Genomic DNA, 15,329 nt, shown 5'->3' on the forward strand with positions numbered 1-15,329 from the left:
CCCTCGGTCAAGCCGTGATTGTAGCCTGCTGCGCTGCGTCAGCGACCCGGCGCAGCAGCACGCTGCGCCGCATGCAGGCGATGTACAGCGCCGGCATCACGAACAGCGTGAGCACGGTTGCCACGCCCAGTCCCCACACGATGGCGCCCGCCACCGGCCCCCATAGCATCGAATAGCCGCCGATGCCGGCCGCCAGCGAAAACAGGCCGCCGACCGTCGTGCTGGTCGTGATGATGATGGGCACGACGCGCCGGCGCGCCGCGTAGATCGCCGCGTGCATCACGCTCATGCCGGCCTTCAGGCGCTCGTTGGCGGCGTCGATCAGCACGATGGCCGAATTGACGACGATGCCGGTCAGCGCGATCACGCCGTACAGCGTGTAGAGCGACAGCGGCGACCCGCTGACCAGCAGGCCGACCGCCACGCCGGTGAACGCCAGCGGCACGGTGGCCAGAATCATCATCGGCTGCCAGTAGCTGCGGAACTGCGCGGCGAGGATCAGATAGATCAGGCCGAGGCCGAGCAGGAACAGCACCTTCATCGCGTCCAGGCTTTCCTGCACGTCTTCCAGTTCGCCGGAAAAGTCGAGATCGGTGCGCGGGAAGCGCGTGCGCTGGGCTTCCCACGCGACGCGCACCGACTCGGCGACGCCGATCGAATTGAGCTTTTCGGTATCGAGGTTGGCTTCCAGCGTGATGGTGCGGCGCAGGTTGTAGTGCTTGATGACGCCGGGGCCCCGCGTCGATTCGCTGCCGACCAGCGCGCGCAGCGTGGTGGCCCCCCCATTCGGCAGTGCGATCGGTGCGTCGAGCACCCGCATCACGTCGTCGTCGGTCACGCCGGCCGCTGCCACGCGCACCTCCAGTTTTGCACCCTGATCGCGGGTGATGGCGACGATTTCGCCTTCGACCTGCAGGCGCACCGCGCGCGCCACCTGCGACGCGCTGAGCCCCGCGTCGCGCAGCGCATCGCGGTCCAGCCGCAGTGCCAGCTGCGGGCGGCCCGGCGTGTCGTCGTCGGTGATGTCGCGCGTGCCATCCATTGATTCCAGGATGCGCCGCACCTCGGCGGTGGCGGCGCGCAACTCGGCCAGGTCGTCGCCCCGCACACGGATCTTGACCGGCTTCTGCACCGGCGGCCCGCCCGACAGCTGGGTGAAGCTGATCGTGCCGGGGCCGGGCAGGGCGGTGACGGCGGCGCGCATGCCTTCGACCATGTCGCCGACTTCGCGTCCGTCCCCGGCACGCGGCAGCAGTGCGACCACCACCTGACCGTAGGAATCGCCGAACAGGGCTTCGGCGTCGGTGAACTTGGCGCCGGCGATCGATGCGATGCGCCGTGCCTCGCCGTCCTGCATCTGCCGGCGTACTTCGGTTTCGAGCTGTTCGACCCGCGCCAGCGTGGCGCTGATCGGGCTGCCGGCCGGCATGTCGACATTGACGTAGAAGATGCGCATCGGGTCGAAGGCGAAGAACTGCACCCTGATCAGGCCGGTCGCGGCCGCGCCGATGGCGCCGGCGATCAGCGAGGCAACGATCAGGCACAGCACGATCCAGTGGCGCACCGCCCAGGCCAGCGCCTGCGCGTAGCGGTGGCGCAGCACGCGCGTGAAGGCGATGCGCGCGCGCTGTTCGCGGCCGGGCGCCCGTGCCACCGGGCCGAGCGACAGCACATGCGCCGGCAGCATCCAGAACGCCTCGATCAGGCTGATCGCAAGCGCCAGGGTCACGACGAATGGAATGACGAACATGAAGTCGCCGACGATGCCGGGCAGCAGCATCAGCGGCAGGAAGGCGGCCATCGTCGTGGCGACGGAGGCGACGACCGGCGTCCACACCTCGCGCACGCCGTCGGCGACCGCTTCGATCGGCGAGGCGCCGCGCTGCAGCCGGTAGTAGATCGCCTCGACCACCACCACGGCATCGTCCACCAGCATGCCGAGCGCGATCACCACGCCCAGCAGCACGGATATGTTCAGCGTGTCGCCGGTGGCCGACAGCACGGCAAAGGTGCCGGCGAGCGAGAACGGCACGCCGAGACCGACCAGCAGCGCGATGCGCGTGCCGAGAAAAATCCAGCACAGGCCGATGACGCACATCAGGCCGAACAGCGCATTCCACTCCATGATGGAAATGGCTTCGCGCGTCGGCACGGTCTGGTCGTCCATCAGTTCGAGCTTCAGGCCCTGCGGAGTCAGCACCGCATTCTTGCGTTCGACGTAGTCGTTGATGCGCTCGACCATGGCCAGCGTATTCACGCCCGCCTTCTTGCTGACCGAAAAAAGCACGCTGGCCTGACCGCCGGATGACACCATCTGGGTCGGGCGCGCCCGCGCCCGCACGACGCCCGCCACCTCGTCGAGCTTCACCATCGCGCCGCCCCGGGTCGACGCGGCGACGCCGACGTCGGCCAGCCAGGCCGGATCGGCGTCCTGGCCGACCACGCGCACCAGCCATTCCTGCTCGCCGGCGCGCTGCCGGCCGGCAAACACGTCGCGGAACCAGCCGGCCACGCCATCGGCGATGTCGGTCGGCAGCAGGCCGCGCGCCTGCGCCGCCTGCGCTGAATACTCGATGCGCAGTTCCGGGTCGTGCAGGCCGAGCGCGAACACGCGGTCGACGCCGCGCATGCGTTCGAGATCGGTGCGCAGTTCGCGGCCGATCGCGCGCAGTACCTCGTCGTCCGCCTGTCCGGTCAGCAGCACCTGTGCCGTCGGGAATCCGTTCGAGCTGGTCACCTCGATGATCTGCGGTTCCTTCGCCTCGACCGGCAGTTCGGCCCGCGCCTTGTTCTGTATTTCGCGCCGCAGGTCATTGATGCGCTTGTCGAACACCGCCGGCTCGATGTCGTCGAAACGCACCAGGATGCCGGCCAGTCCGTCGCGCGCCGCCGACGAAATGAAGCGGATGTCGGACACGTTCTTGATCGCGTCCTCCAGCGGCTGCAGCACCCGCTTCTCGACGTCTTCCGGCGACGCGCCGGGCAGTGCGGCGGTGATCTGCACCCAGTTGAAATTGATTTCCGGGTCCTGCTCGCGTGGCAGCCCGAGGTAGCTGATCAGGCCGAGCAGCAGCACCACGACGAAGGTGATGTTGGCCAGCGGATGATTGCTGATGAAACGCGCGTAGGCGCTCATGGCATTTTCTGTCCGTCGCGCAGGCTGTTGCGGCCTTCGGTTGCGATGCGGGCGTCGAGCGGCAGATCGGTCGCGGCCGGGCGCCCTTCCTGCGCACCCGGCAGTTCGACGAAGCGGGCTGCACCGTCGCGCAGCACGAATACGCCGAGCAGGCTGCGACCGCCATTACCGTCGCGCCGGGTCACCAGTTCTGCCGGCACGTGCGGCGCCGGATCCGTCCAGGCCAGCCGGCCTTCTGCCCCCGCCGGCGCACGCGTGCCGGTGAAGGCGGCGCGCACCTCGTGCGTGCGGCTGGCGTCGTCGATGGCCGGCGACACGCGGGCGATGCGCACCGCGCTGCGTCCGGCCGGCGACACGAACTCGACCGACTTCGCGGCGCGCAGCGACGCCAGGTCGCGCGGCGCCACGCGGGCGCTCACCTCGACCCGCGTCGCATCTTCCAGCGTCATCAGCACCATGCCGGCGCCGGCCAGCGAACCCGCCGATGCGTCACGCGTGCGCACGATGGCGTCGTAGGGCGCACGCAGAACGCACTTGTCGAGATTGCGCTGTGCCAGATCGACCGCATTGGCCGCCACCGACACGTCGGCGCGCACCACTTCGACTTCGGTTTCGCGCTGGGTCAGCGCCTCGGGCGACACGAAATTCTGTGCCTGCAACGTTCGCGTACGGCGCAATTGCGCGTCGGCCTGCGCCAGACGCGCCTCGGCCGCCTTGCGCTGCGCCAGCGCGCGCTCCAGCGCGAGCTGGTAGTCACGCGTATCGAGCCGCACCAGCACCTGCCCCTTGTTCACCCGTTCGCCCGGGTCGGCATGCGTCGACGCCACGCGGGCACTCACTTCGGCTGCGAGCTGGGTGCGGTTCAGCGCCACTGCCTGCGCCGGCGCGTCGCGTCCGGGGTAGGTGGCGACCTCGGCGAAGGGCTTGAAGACGACGGCAGGCGAAGTCGGCGGCGTGGCCGTGGTCTGCGCGTGGCCGGCGAAGACGGTGAAGCCGAGGCAGAACGCGGCAGCGCGCGCGGCCTGCCGGAAAAAATCAGTCATGTTCGAGCGCCCGGATGACGAATTCGATGGAAGCGGCAATGTCGGTCGATTCAGCAGACGCATCCCCCGCAGGCGCAGCGTGATCGACACAGCCGAAGGAATGTTTCATCAGCACGCGCAGCAGCAGCGGCGCCATGACGGCCTGCACCGTGCAGGGGTCGCCGGCCACGCGGAACTCGCCGCGCGCATGGCCGTAATCGATGGCGCGGCCGACAAGTACGCAGCCGCGCGCCATCACTTCGCGGTGGTAGAGCTCGGCGATGTCCGGGAAGTTGCGTGCTTCGGCGACCATCAGCTTGGGCAGCCCGCCCAGCCGCGTGGCGCCGATCAGTCGCCACCAGCCCCACAGCAGTTCGCGCATCAGGTCGGCGCCGCTGCCGTGATGGCTGTCCAGCAAGGCCTCACCGCCGGCCAGGGCCGGCACCAGCCCCTGGCGCACGACAGCGGCGAACAGTGCGGCCTTGGAATCGAAATACAGATAGAGCGTGCCCTTGGATACGCCTGCCGCAAGCGCCACGTCCTCGAGGCGGGTCGCGGCGTAGCCCTTTTCGACGAACAGGTCGAGCGCGCACGCCACCAGCGTGGCCGGGTCGACCAGTGCCGGCCGGCCGCGCCGGACGAGCGGATGCGAGTCTGCGGAATCCGGAACGGGAAGCAGGGGCGAGTGCTCTGACATAGGGTGACGCGCTTTTAATGACTGAATGTTCAGTTAATAACCGGGTCGCGTCAATATGAAGCGGCATTCGTTGCGTGCCGACCGGGCGTGGCATCATCGCGCCCTCGCTGGCCTACCCGGCCGGCAGACCCGCGGACCGGTCACCCTCCGGCCCGCCACCGAGGAGATTCTGACGATGGCAATCCCGGATCAGGCCGCACTGCAGCGCACGCCTTTCCACGACCTTCACCTCGCCGCCGGGGCGAAGATGGTGCCGTTCGCCGGCTGGTCGATGCCGATCCAGTACGCGCCGGGCATCCTCCAGGAGCACCTGCACACGCGCAGCCAGGCCGGCTTGTTCGACGTGTCGCACATGGGGCAGATCGACGTCACCGGAAGTGGCGCCTGCGCCTGGCTGGAATCGCTGACCACCGCCGATCTGGCCGCGCTGCCGCCCGGCCGCCAGACCTATTCACTGCTGCCCAACACGGCCGGCGGCCTCATCGACGATCTGATGATCCAGCGGCTGGGCGACGGCTTTCACGTGGTGTGCAACGCCTCGCGCTGCGCCGACGTGCTGGCCTGGCTGGCCGCGCACCTGCCTGGCGCCGATTGCCAGTACGCGCTGCGCGAAGACCTTGCGCTGCTCGCGCTGCAGGGCCCGCTGGCCGAAAGCGTGCTGCAGCCGCTGGTTGACGTGGCCGTCATGCGCTTTCTGGATGTGCGCACCGCGTTGTACGGCGACGTGGCGCTGCGCATCAGCCGCAGCGGCTACACCGGCGAGGACGGCTTCGAAATTTCGCTGCCTGCGGCGTCGGCTGCCCGGTTTGCGCAGCGACTGCTCGACCACGAAAACGTACGCTGGACCGGACTGGGCGCGCGCGACACGCTGCGCCTCGAAGCCGGCATGTGCCTGTACGGCAACGACATCGACGACACGACGACGCCGGTGTCGGCATCGATCGGCTGGGCGGTCGGTGCCGCGCGCCGCGCCGGTGGTGCGCGTGCCGGAGGGTTCCCCGGTGCAGCCGTCATTCTCGGCGAATTTCAGGAACCGCCGCCGCGCGTGCGCGTCGGACTGTTGCCGGACGGCCGCGCGCCACAGCGCGCCGGCACGAAGCTGCTCGGCGCAGACGGCCGGGAAGTCGGCGTCATCACCAGCGGCAACCACAGCCCGACGCTGGGCCGGCCGGTGGCCATGGGCTATCTCGACCGGGCGGTGAAACTGTCCGGCGAAGCGCTGCACATTGATTCGCGCGGACAGTCGGTATCCGTTTCCCTCACCTCGATGCCCTTCGTACCCACCCGCTACCGACGCTGAAGCGCCACACTGCCCACTCGACTCCGGTCAACGCCCTTCACGGGGGGCGGCGACCGGTACCTTCACACAGGGACTGCCAGAAGCGGCCCGGAAAGGACTGTTGACCATGACCAAACGCCCCACCCTCGAAGCGCTGGAAGACCGTGGAGATTTCATCCGCCGCCACATCGGTCCGGACGAGCGCGATCTCGCCGTCATGCTGGCGGCACTCGACGTCGCCAGTCTGGACGAACTGATCGCCCAGACCATCCCGGACGACATCCTGTCGGACACGCCGCTGAACCTGCCGCCGCCGCGTTCCGAGCGGGTCGTTGATGACGCGCTGCGTCGCATGTTCGCGCGCAACGAACTGCACACCAGCCTGATCGGCATGGGCTATCACGACACCATCACGCCCAATGTCATCAAGCGCAACGTGCTGGAGAACCCGGGCTGGTACACCGCCTACACGCCCTACCAGGCCGAGATTTCGCAGGGCCGGCTGGAAGCGCTGCTGAACTTCCAGCAGATGGTGATCGATCTGACCGGCCTGCCGGTCGCCAATGCGTCGCTGCTCGACGAGGCGACGGCGGCGGCCGAGGCGATGACCATGGCGCATCGCATTTCGAAGGTGAAGTCGCCGCGCTTCATCGTCGATGCCGACACCCACCCGCAGACACTGGCCGTGGTGCGCACACGCGCCGAGCCGCTGGGCATCGAAGTCGTCGTGTGCGATCCGTGGGCCGGCGTCGAGGGCGACTACTTCGGCGTGCTGGCGAGCTACCCGGGTTCGAGCGGGCGGCTGCGCGATCCGGAGCCGGTGATCGCCGCAGCCCGCGCCGCCGGCGCGCTGTCGGCGATCGCGGCCGACCCGCTGGCACTGGTGTTGCTGAAGGAGCCGGGCGCGATGGGCGCTGCCGGCATGGGGGCCGACATCGTGTTCGGCAGCGCGCAGCGCTTCGGCGTGCCGATGGGCTATGGTGGCCCGCATGCCGCCTTCTTCGCCTGCCGCGATGAACACAAGCGGCAGATGCCCGGCCGCATCATCGGCGTGTCGACCGACGCACAGGGCAAGCCGGCGCTGCGCATGGCACTGCAGACGCGTGAGCAGCACATCCGGCGCGAAAAGGCGAACAGCAATATCTGCACCGCACAGGTGCTGCTGGCGGTGATCGCCGCGTTCTACGCGGTGTATCACGGTCCGAAAGGCCTGCGCACGATCGCCGACCGGGTTCATCGCATGGCGACGATCTTCGCGCTCGGTCTGCGCGAACTCGGTTTCGACGTCGTGCATGACTGCTTCTTCGACACGGTGCAGGTGCGTGTGCCCGGGGTCGCGCGTCGCATATCGGCGCGCGCCCGCGCCGCCGGCTTCAATCTGCACGTCATCGATGCCGACCACCTGTCGGCCGCCTTCGACGAAACATCGCGGCGCAGCGAGCTGAAAAACCTGCTGGCCGTGTTCTCGACGCGCGCCGATGCACTGCTCGATCTGGCGCAGCTCGACGCGCGTGTGGTCGACTGCATTCCGCCGGCATTGCAGCGCGACAGCGCCATCCTGAGCCACCCGGTGTTCAACCGCTATCACTCCGAAACGGAAATGATGCGTTACCTGCGCCGGCTGGCCACGCGCGACATCGCGCTCGACCGGGCGATGATTCCGCTCGGCTCGTGCACGATGAAGCTCAATTCGACCACCGAAATGACGCCGGTCACCTACCGGCTGTTCGCCGCACTGCATCCCTTCGTGCCGCTGGAACAGGCGCAGGGCTATCAGCAGCTGTTCGAGGAACTGGAAGAGCGGCTGTGCGAAATCACCGGCTTCGCCGCGATGTCGTTCCAGCCGAACGCCGGTTCGCAGGGCGAATACGCCGGCCTGCTGGTGATCCGCAAATATCACCGCACGCGCGGTGACCTGCATCGCACCGTTTGCCTGATCCCGGCCTCCGCGCACGGCACCAACCCGGCCAGCGCGGTGCTGGCCGGCATGGAGGTGGTCGTGGTCGCCTGCGACGCGCTCGGCAATATCGACGCAGCGGATCTCCAGGCCAAGGCCGAACAGCATGCCGACCGGCTGGCCGCGCTGATGATGACCTACCCGTCCACGCACGGCGTGTTCGAAGAAGGCGTGCGCGACATCTGCGCGCTGATCCACGCGTACGGCGGTCAGGTCTACATGGATGGCGCCAACATGAATGCCATGGTCGGGCTGGTGCGTCCGGGCGACATCGGCTTCGACGTGTGCCACCTGAATCTGCACAAGACCTTCTGCATTCCGCACGGCGGCGGCGGGCCCGGCATGGGGCCGATCGGTGTGGCGCCGCACCTGGCGCCCTTCCTGCCCGACCATCCGGTGGTGCAGGGCGTCAATCCGGTGGCCGGGGCGGACGGCACCATCGGCACCGTGTCGGCGGCACCGTGGGGCTCGGCCAGCATCCTGCCCATCGTGTGGGCCTACATCGCGCTGATGGGCGCGGCCGGCCTGCGCCGCGCCACCCAGGTCGCCATCCTGAACGCCAACTACATCGCACACCGTCTGGCGCCGCACTACCCCATCCTGTACAGCGGCAAGCACGGTCGCGTGGCGCACGAATGCATCATCGACCTGCGTGCCATCAAGGACGCGTGCGGCATCACGGTGGAAGACGTCGCCAAGCGGCTGATGGATTACGGCTTCCATGCGCCGACCGTTTCGTTCCCGGTACCCGGCACGATGATGATCGAGCCGACCGAGAGCGAGAACCGCGCCGAAATCGACCGTTTCTGCGACGCGATGATCCACATCCGCGCTGAAATTGCCGAGGTCGAAGCCGGCCGTGCCGATCGCGAGGACAACCTGCTCAAGCACGCGCCGCACACCCACGAGCTGCTGATCGCCGACCAGTGGAACCGCCCGTACGGCCGTCGCGAAGCCTTCTTCCCGCACCCGTCGATCGACCGCGACAAGTACTGGCCGCCGGTCGCGCGCGTCGACAACGTCGCCGGCGACCGCAACCTCGTGTGCACCTGCCCGCCGATGTCGGAGTACGAGGCGGCGAGCTGAGCGGCAACGGGTGCCGCCCTGCGGGAGTGGCCCCTGGGGAGCGGCCCTGTGCGAGCGGCCCTGTGGGAGCGGCCCTGTGGGAGCGGCGGCCTCGCCGCGATCGTGCAGCGATGGTCGTATTGCAAAGTGCGCATCGCGGCGAGGCCGCCGCTCCCACAAAAACCTCACTGCTCGCCGCCCGCAGAGCCGGCTGGCCATGCAGGGCCAGCAGTGGATCGCCGCTCCCACAAGGACAGCTCCCCACAAGGACAACTCCCGCGCGGCCAGATCCGGTTCGCGCGCGAACGAATGTAAATTTCAGTGACGTGACAACGCTGTAACACGTCTGCAACCTTCCCCTGTTGTCGTGTCGGGTCAATGCGGCCGGACTGCCGGCCCGCTGACAACAGGAGAATCAATAATGGTCAGAAAGATTGCAGCCGCCGCGATTGCGGCACTGTTTGTACCGGTTGTGCAGGCGGCCGGCTGGGAAAAACTGTGGACCTTCGAGCACGGCGCCGGCACCAGCGTCGCCGGCCAGACGTCGGAAATCCTCGCTTTCGACAGCCTGAACAACGAGCTGTGGGTGGCCGGGCTCAAGGGTGTGGACATCCTGAATGCCGCCACCGGCAGCTTCGTGCAGCACATCGACACCACCGCCTTCGGCGAACTGAACAGTGTGGCCATCCGCAACGGTGTGGCCGCCTTCGCCATCGCCGCGCCGATCAAGACTGACGCCGGTTCGGTGCTGACCTATGACACCACGAGCCGCAGCTTCCAGCAGAGCTATCTGGTGGGTGCGCTGCCCGACATGGTCACCTTCACCGCCGACGGCCGCATCATGACCGCCAACGAAGGCGAGCCGCTGGCCCGCCCGGGTTTCGCCACCATCGAGGCACGCGGCTCGATCAGCATCATCGACACCACGAAGGATTCGGTCACCACGCTGGGCTTCAGCGGCTATGACGGCACGACCGGCCTCGGCCGCATCGTGTCGCCGGGCGCGAAGCCGTCGATCGACTGGGAGCCGGAGTACATCGCCCTGTCGAAGGACGGCCAGTTCGCCATGGTGACGCTGCAGGAAGCCAATGCGGTCGCCAAGATCGACCTCATGTCGCAGCAGATCGTGTCGGTCACTTCGCTCGGCCTGAAGGATCACAGCCTTCCGGGCAATGAACTCGACACCACGGACCGCGACCTTCCCGGCAACGTGTCGGTGGCCGGCAACTACCGCAATGCGCCGGTGTTCGGCATGTACATGCCGGACACGATCGCCTCGTATGCGTCGGGCGGCAAGACCTATTACATCACCGCCAACGAAGGCGATTCGCGCAATCTCGAAGACTTCGTCAATGGCGAATTCAACGAGGAAGTGCGCGTGGGGTCCAGCAGCTATGTGCTCGATCCGACGGCGTTCCCGGATGCCGCTGCGCTGAAGGCGACCAGCAATCTCGGCCGGTTGACGGTCACGACGTCGGGCGGCGATCTGGATGGCGACGGCGACTACGACCAGATCCATGTGTTCGGTGGCCGCTCGTTCTCCATCCTCGACGAGAACGGCAACCAGGTGTTCGACAGCGGCAACCAGCTCGAAGCGCTGCTGTTCGCCGACCCGGCCCTGCGTGCGCTGATCGATGACGGCCGCAGCGACAACAAGGGCGTCGAGCCCGAAGGCGTCACGGTGCTCGAACTGGGTGACCGCACGCTGGCTTTCATCGGCTTTGAACGCACGCGGCAGAGTGTCATCGCGATCTACGACGTGACCAACCCGACGGCCGCCACCTTCGTCGATTTCATCGTCGATGCGGATTCGCTGTCTCCGGAAGGTCTGTCCGCCTACGAATTCGGCGGCAAGTACTTCCTCGCGGTGGCGAACGAAGTGTCGGGCACGACGTCGCTGTTCTCGATCACGCCGGTGCCGGAACCGGAAACCTACGCCATGCTGCTGGCCGGCCTGGGCCTGATCGGCCTCGCAGCACGCCGTCGTCGTGGCTGAAACATCGCTGTAACATCCCGGCACCCGGGCTTGAGCAAGGTCAAGCCCGGGCGGCGGTCAGGCGGTTAAGGTGGAGCAGCCCATTTTCCGCCTGACCGCCGCCCAGCATTGCCATGACAGAAACGTCGACTGCAAGCCTCCCGCCTCCCGTATCCGTTCCGGCTGCACCGCAGCCTTTCACACCACCTGTCGATCGCCTGCTCAACAGCGGGCTCGCGCCGCTGATGCTCGCGGGTCGCGCCCTGCTGCCCATCGTGCAGGGCGGCATGGGCGTGGGCGTATCGGCGCACCGGCTCGCCGGCAGCGTCGCAGCGCTCGGCGCCGTCGGCACGATTTCGTCGGTCGACCTGCGCCGGCTGCACCCCGATCTGATGGAACGCACGCGCGGCCTGTCGGGCGAACACGCCAAGGTTGAAATCAACGCCAACAACCTCGAAGCGCTGACGCGGGAAATCCGTGCGGCGCGACAGATCGCCGGCAGGAATGGCCTGCTGGCGGTGAACGTGATGCGCGCCGTGAGCGACTACGCGGCGCAGGTGCGCTGCGCGCTCGAAGGCGGCATCGACGCCGTCGTGGTGGGTGCCGGCCTGCCGCTCGACCTGCCCGACCTCGCGCGCGAACACCTGTCGGCGGCACTGATCCCCATCCTGTCGGATGCGCGCGGCGTGCAGCTGGTGGTGCGCAAGTGGGAACGCAAGCAGCGCGTGCCGGATGCCATCGTGCTCGAACACCCGGGCTGGGCGGGCGGTCACCTCGGTGCTGCAAAGGTGGCCGACGTGTCGAACGAGCGCTTCGATTTCGAGCGCGTGCTGCCGGAAACGCTCGCCTGGCTGCGCAGCGCCGGGCTGGAAGGTCGCGTGCCGTTGATCGTGGCGGGGGGGCTGCGCACGCATGACGACATCCGGCGCATGCAGTCGCTCGGGGCCGCGGCGGTGCAGTTCGGTACCGCGTTTGCCGTCACCGAAGAGTGCGACGCCTCTGACGCTTTCAAGCATGTTCTGGCCGACGCCGCCGACGATGACCTGGTCGAATTCACCAGCGTGGCCGGCCTGCCGGCGCGCGCGGTGCGCACGCCCTGGCTGCAGAAGTATCTGGCGGTGCTGGAGCGCACGCAGGCCGTCGTGCATGAGCGCTCGCGCTGTGCCAAGCATTTCGATTGCCTGGCGCAGTGCGGTCTGCGCGACGGTCTGGTCGGCTGGGGTCAGTTCTGCATCGACCACCAGCTGGCCGCCGCCCTGCGCGGCGACCTCAAGACCGGCCTGTTCTTCCGCGGTCGCGGCGCGCTGCCTTTCGGCAAGCGCATCGCCAGCGTGCGCGCGCTTATCGACTACCTGCTTACGCCTTTGGCCGCGTGAGCATGGCGTGGGCCGTCATGCCGACCCCCATTGCGACAACAAACACGATGGCCGGCTGCGACGCCATGCCGAGCGACACCAGCGCGGGTCCCGGGCAGTATCCGGCCAAGCCCCAGCCGACACCGAAGGTCAGGCTGCCGAGCACCAGCGGCGCGTCGATCTGGCGCGCGGTCGGCAGCTGCAGGCGTTCGCCCGACCAGGCCACGGACCGTGACTTCGCCCACGTGAAGGCGGGGAAAGCCACCGCAATGGCGCCGCCCATGACCAGCGCCAACGACGGATCCCACGCACCGGCGAGGTCGAGGAAGGCGATCACCTTGGCCGGATTGGCCATGCCCGACAGCAGCAGGCCGATACCCAGCAAAAGTCCTGCGAGCAGGGCGATGAAGGTTTTCATGTCAGGCTCCCGCGAGATGACGGACGAGATATACGGTGACGAAACCGGCGCCCATGAAGGCCAGCGTCGCCACCAGCGAACGCGGCGACAGGCGCGACAGGCCGCATACGCCGTGACCGCTGGTGCAGCCCGAGCCGTAACGGGTGCCGACGCCGACCAGCAGGCCGGCGATGATCAGGGTCGCCGTGCCGGCGTCGGACTGCACGGCGGGCAGGGCGGCGAACAGCCCCCATACCAGCGGTGCCGCAATCAGGCCGACGACGAACGCGATCCGCCAGCCCGCGTCACCCGCGGCCGGTCTGAACAGTCCGCCGACAATGCCGCTGATGCCGGCGATGCGGCCGCTGCCCAGAATCAGCAGCGCGGCCGCGAGGCCGATCAGGGCGCCACCGGCCAGCGAGCTCCAGGGCGTGAAGGCGTCCCAGGCAATGTTCATGTTCATTCTCCGTGTGGATCTGCGCAGAAGCGCGCATGCAGGGTGTGCATCAGCGCCAGCGCGTCGTCGCTGGCGATGCGGTAATGGATGTGCTTGCCGTCGCGTCGCGTGCTGACCAGCCCTTCGCGCCGCAATACGCCGAGCTGCTGCGACAGCGTGGGTTGCGCAATGCCCAGGCGTGCTTCGAGTTCGCCGACCGAATGTTCGCCCTGCGCCAGCTGGCACAGCAGGACGAGCCGATCATCGTGCGCCAGTGCGCGCAGCAGCGCGCATGCACGGCCGGCAGCGGCGCGCAGCGTGTCGAGATCGATGGCCGTAACGGATGTGCTACCCATCCATACAATATATCAGTAAATAAACTATCTTTAAGTATATTGAAGGAATGTGCCACGGTCGCGCAAGCGGCCGTTCAGCGCGATGATGCGCATGGCTGCCTCCTCACGAACCGATGAAGCGAATCCGATGACATCCGATCTGCCCGTTTCGACCGACGCCGCACACGGCAGCGATCCGCACCTGAACCTGATCACCACGCCGGTGCGCAGCCTGATCCGGCGCCCAGCGATCAGCGTGTCGCCCTCGACCACCATCCGCGATGCGGCGACGCAGATGAGCGCGCAGCGGGTGTCGTCGGTGCTGGTGGTCGAGGCGGGTCGGCTGATCGGCGTGGTGACCGATCGCGACCTGCGCAACCGCGTCGTCGCGCAGGGGCTGGACAGCGCGCGGCCGGTGCTCGACATCGCAACGCTCGATCCGCTGACGATGGATGTGCGCAAGCCGGCCTTCGACGCGCTGCTGCTGATGGCGCGCCACAACATCCACCACGTGCCGGTGATGGACGGCGACAGCGTGGTAGGCATGATCACGGCGACTGACGTCAGCGCGCAGCAGAACCTGTCGGCGGTGCATCTGGCGGGCGACATCTACAAGCAGACGAGCATCGAGGGGCTGGCCGAGGCCGCCCTGCAGGTACGCGCGCTGCAGCAAAGTCTGGCCGGTGCCGGCGCTACCGCCTACAGCACTGGCCACATCATCACCGCCATCACCGATGCGCTGACCTGCCGCCTGCTGCAGTTGGGCGAAGCGCAGTTCGGCCCGCCGCCGGTCGGCTATGTGTGGGTGGCCGCCGGTTCGCAGGCGCGCAACGAACAGACCGCGAAGTCGGACCAGGACAACTGTCTGGTCATCGACGACGCCTACGATCCCGCTGCTCACGGCGAATACTTCCGCGCGCTGGCCACCTTCGTGTGCGACGGTCTCGACGCCTGCGGCTACATCCACTGCCCGGGCGAAATGATGGCCATGACCGATCCGTGGCGGCAGCCGAAGGCGCGCTGGGAACAGTACTTCCGCAAATGGACGGCGGAGCCGGAACCCAAGGCGTTGATGCTCACCTGCGTGTTCTTCGACCTGCGCGCCATTCACGGGCAGACGGCGCTGCTCGACGCGCTGCGCGAGGACGTGCTGTCGCGCACCCGCGGCAACCGCATCTTCCTCGCCTACATGGTGGGCAATGCGCTGAAGCACCAGCCACCGCTTGGCCTGTTCAACCGCATGTCCACGCTGCGCTCGGGTGAGCACCGGGGCACGCTCGATCTCAAGCACAGCGGCATCGTGCCCATCGTCGATCTGGCGCGCGTGTATGCGCTGGCCGGCGGCCACGCCGCGGTGAACACGCACGACCGTCTGGCGGTGGCGGCGGCCAGCGGCGAAATCAGCGAACAGAGCGCGCACGACCTGCGCGACGCGCTCGAATACATCGCCACGCTGCGCATCCAGCACCAGGCGCGCCAGATGGCGGGTGGTGCCGGCGCCGACAACTTCCTGAAGCCGGACGAACTGTCCAATTTCGAACGCGGCCAGCTGAAGAACGCGTTCGGCGTCGTGCAGACCCTGCAGAGCGTGCTCGGCCAGCGCTATCAGGCCGGGCGGTTCTGAACTTCGGCTTCACCTGCGGCAAACGACTTATTGCCCCCGCGGCCCGCCCGA

11 protein-coding genes are annotated in these 15,329 nt (G+C 67.9%); 5 read left to right on the top strand and 6 right to left on the bottom strand.

The annotated features are described in order from the left end of the window. Positions 1-7: 7 nt before the first annotated feature. The 3 genes from BSY238_RS10755 to BSY238_RS10765 are packed head-to-tail and all read right to left on the bottom strand — an operon-like array spanning position 8 to position 4,855. The gene (locus BSY238_RS10755; protein WP_069039140.1) at positions 8-3,136 is read right to left on the bottom strand and encodes an efflux RND transporter permease subunit; all 3,129 of its coding nucleotides are present in this window, start codon (positions 3,134-3,136) and stop codon (positions 8-10) included. After that, a complete protein-coding gene (locus BSY238_RS10760; protein ID WP_083224018.1) occupies positions 3,133-4,179 on the bottom strand; it encodes an efflux RND transporter periplasmic adaptor subunit in 1,047 nt (348 codons plus the stop codon). The genes BSY238_RS10755 and BSY238_RS10760 overlap by 4 nt, the downstream gene beginning before the upstream one ends. Continuing rightward, the gene (locus BSY238_RS10765) at positions 4,172-4,855 is read right to left on the bottom strand and encodes a TetR/AcrR family transcriptional regulator (protein WP_069039141.1); all 684 of its coding nucleotides are present in this window, start codon (positions 4,853-4,855) and stop codon (positions 4,172-4,174) included. Before BSY238_RS10765 ends, BSY238_RS10760 begins: the two co-directional genes overlap by 8 nt. A gap of 175 nt (positions 4,856-5,030) precedes the next feature. On the opposite strand from BSY238_RS10765, the gene gcvT reads away from it, so the two are divergent. The 4 genes from gcvT to BSY238_RS10785 all read left to right on the top strand — a co-directional run bounded on the left by gcvT (position 5,031) and on the right by BSY238_RS10785 (position 12,507). Continuing rightward, positions 5,031-6,155, top strand: a complete 1,125-nt coding sequence (gene gcvT / locus BSY238_RS10770) for a glycine cleavage system aminomethyltransferase GcvT (protein ID WP_069040613.1) — start codon at positions 5,031-5,033, stop codon at positions 6,153-6,155. Positions 6,156-6,261: 106 nt separating this feature from the next. Next, positions 6,262-9,177: an aminomethyl-transferring glycine dehydrogenase gene (gene gcvP, locus BSY238_RS10775; RefSeq protein ID WP_069040614.1), complete on the top strand. Its 2,916-nt coding sequence runs from the start codon at positions 6,262-6,264 to the stop codon at positions 9,175-9,177. A gap of 400 nt (positions 9,178-9,577) precedes the next feature. Then, positions 9,578-11,152 (top strand): choice-of-anchor I family protein, encoded by a 1,575-nt coding sequence (locus tag BSY238_RS10780; RefSeq protein ID WP_069039142.1) that lies wholly within the window; start codon positions 9,578-9,580, stop codon positions 11,150-11,152. Positions 11,153-11,376: 224 nt separating this feature from the next. Further along, complete coding sequence (locus BSY238_RS10785) at positions 11,377-12,507, top strand: NAD(P)H-dependent flavin oxidoreductase (RefSeq protein WP_223300352.1); 1,131 nt, start codon at positions 11,377-11,379, stop codon at positions 12,505-12,507. Here the strand turns inward: BSY238_RS10785 and BSY238_RS10790 are convergent. From BSY238_RS10790 to BSY238_RS10800, 3 genes are read right to left on the bottom strand one after another with little or no spacing between them, the layout of a single operon-like run. Then, complete coding sequence (locus tag BSY238_RS10790) at positions 12,488-12,904, bottom strand: DUF6691 family protein (protein WP_069039143.1); 417 nt, start codon at positions 12,902-12,904, stop codon at positions 12,488-12,490. The genes BSY238_RS10785 and BSY238_RS10790 overlap by 20 nt on opposite strands. Before the next feature lies 1 nt (position 12,905). Then, positions 12,906-13,340: a YeeE/YedE family protein gene (locus BSY238_RS10795; RefSeq protein ID WP_069040616.1), complete on the bottom strand. Its 435-nt coding sequence runs from the start codon at positions 13,338-13,340 to the stop codon at positions 12,906-12,908. A 2-nt stretch (positions 13,341-13,342) separates the two neighbouring features. After that, positions 13,343-13,675 carry an ArsR/SmtB family transcription factor gene (locus tag BSY238_RS10800; RefSeq protein ID WP_069039144.1) on the bottom strand — a complete coding sequence of 111 codons (333 nt, stop codon included), beginning with the start codon at positions 13,673-13,675 and terminating at the stop codon, positions 13,343-13,345. A 127-nt stretch (positions 13,676-13,802) separates the two neighbouring features. Between BSY238_RS10800 and BSY238_RS10805 the strand changes: the two genes are divergently transcribed. After that, entirely contained in the window at positions 13,803-15,278 is a 1,476-nt protein-coding gene (locus BSY238_RS10805; RefSeq protein WP_223300097.1) for a putative nucleotidyltransferase substrate binding domain-containing protein, read from the top strand. The last annotated feature ends 51 nt before the right edge of the window (positions 15,279-15,329 follow it).

The sequence above is a fragment of the Methyloversatilis sp. RAC08 genome, assembly GCF_001713355.1.
Classification (GTDB): domain Bacteria; phylum Pseudomonadota; class Gammaproteobacteria; order Burkholderiales; family Rhodocyclaceae; genus Methyloversatilis.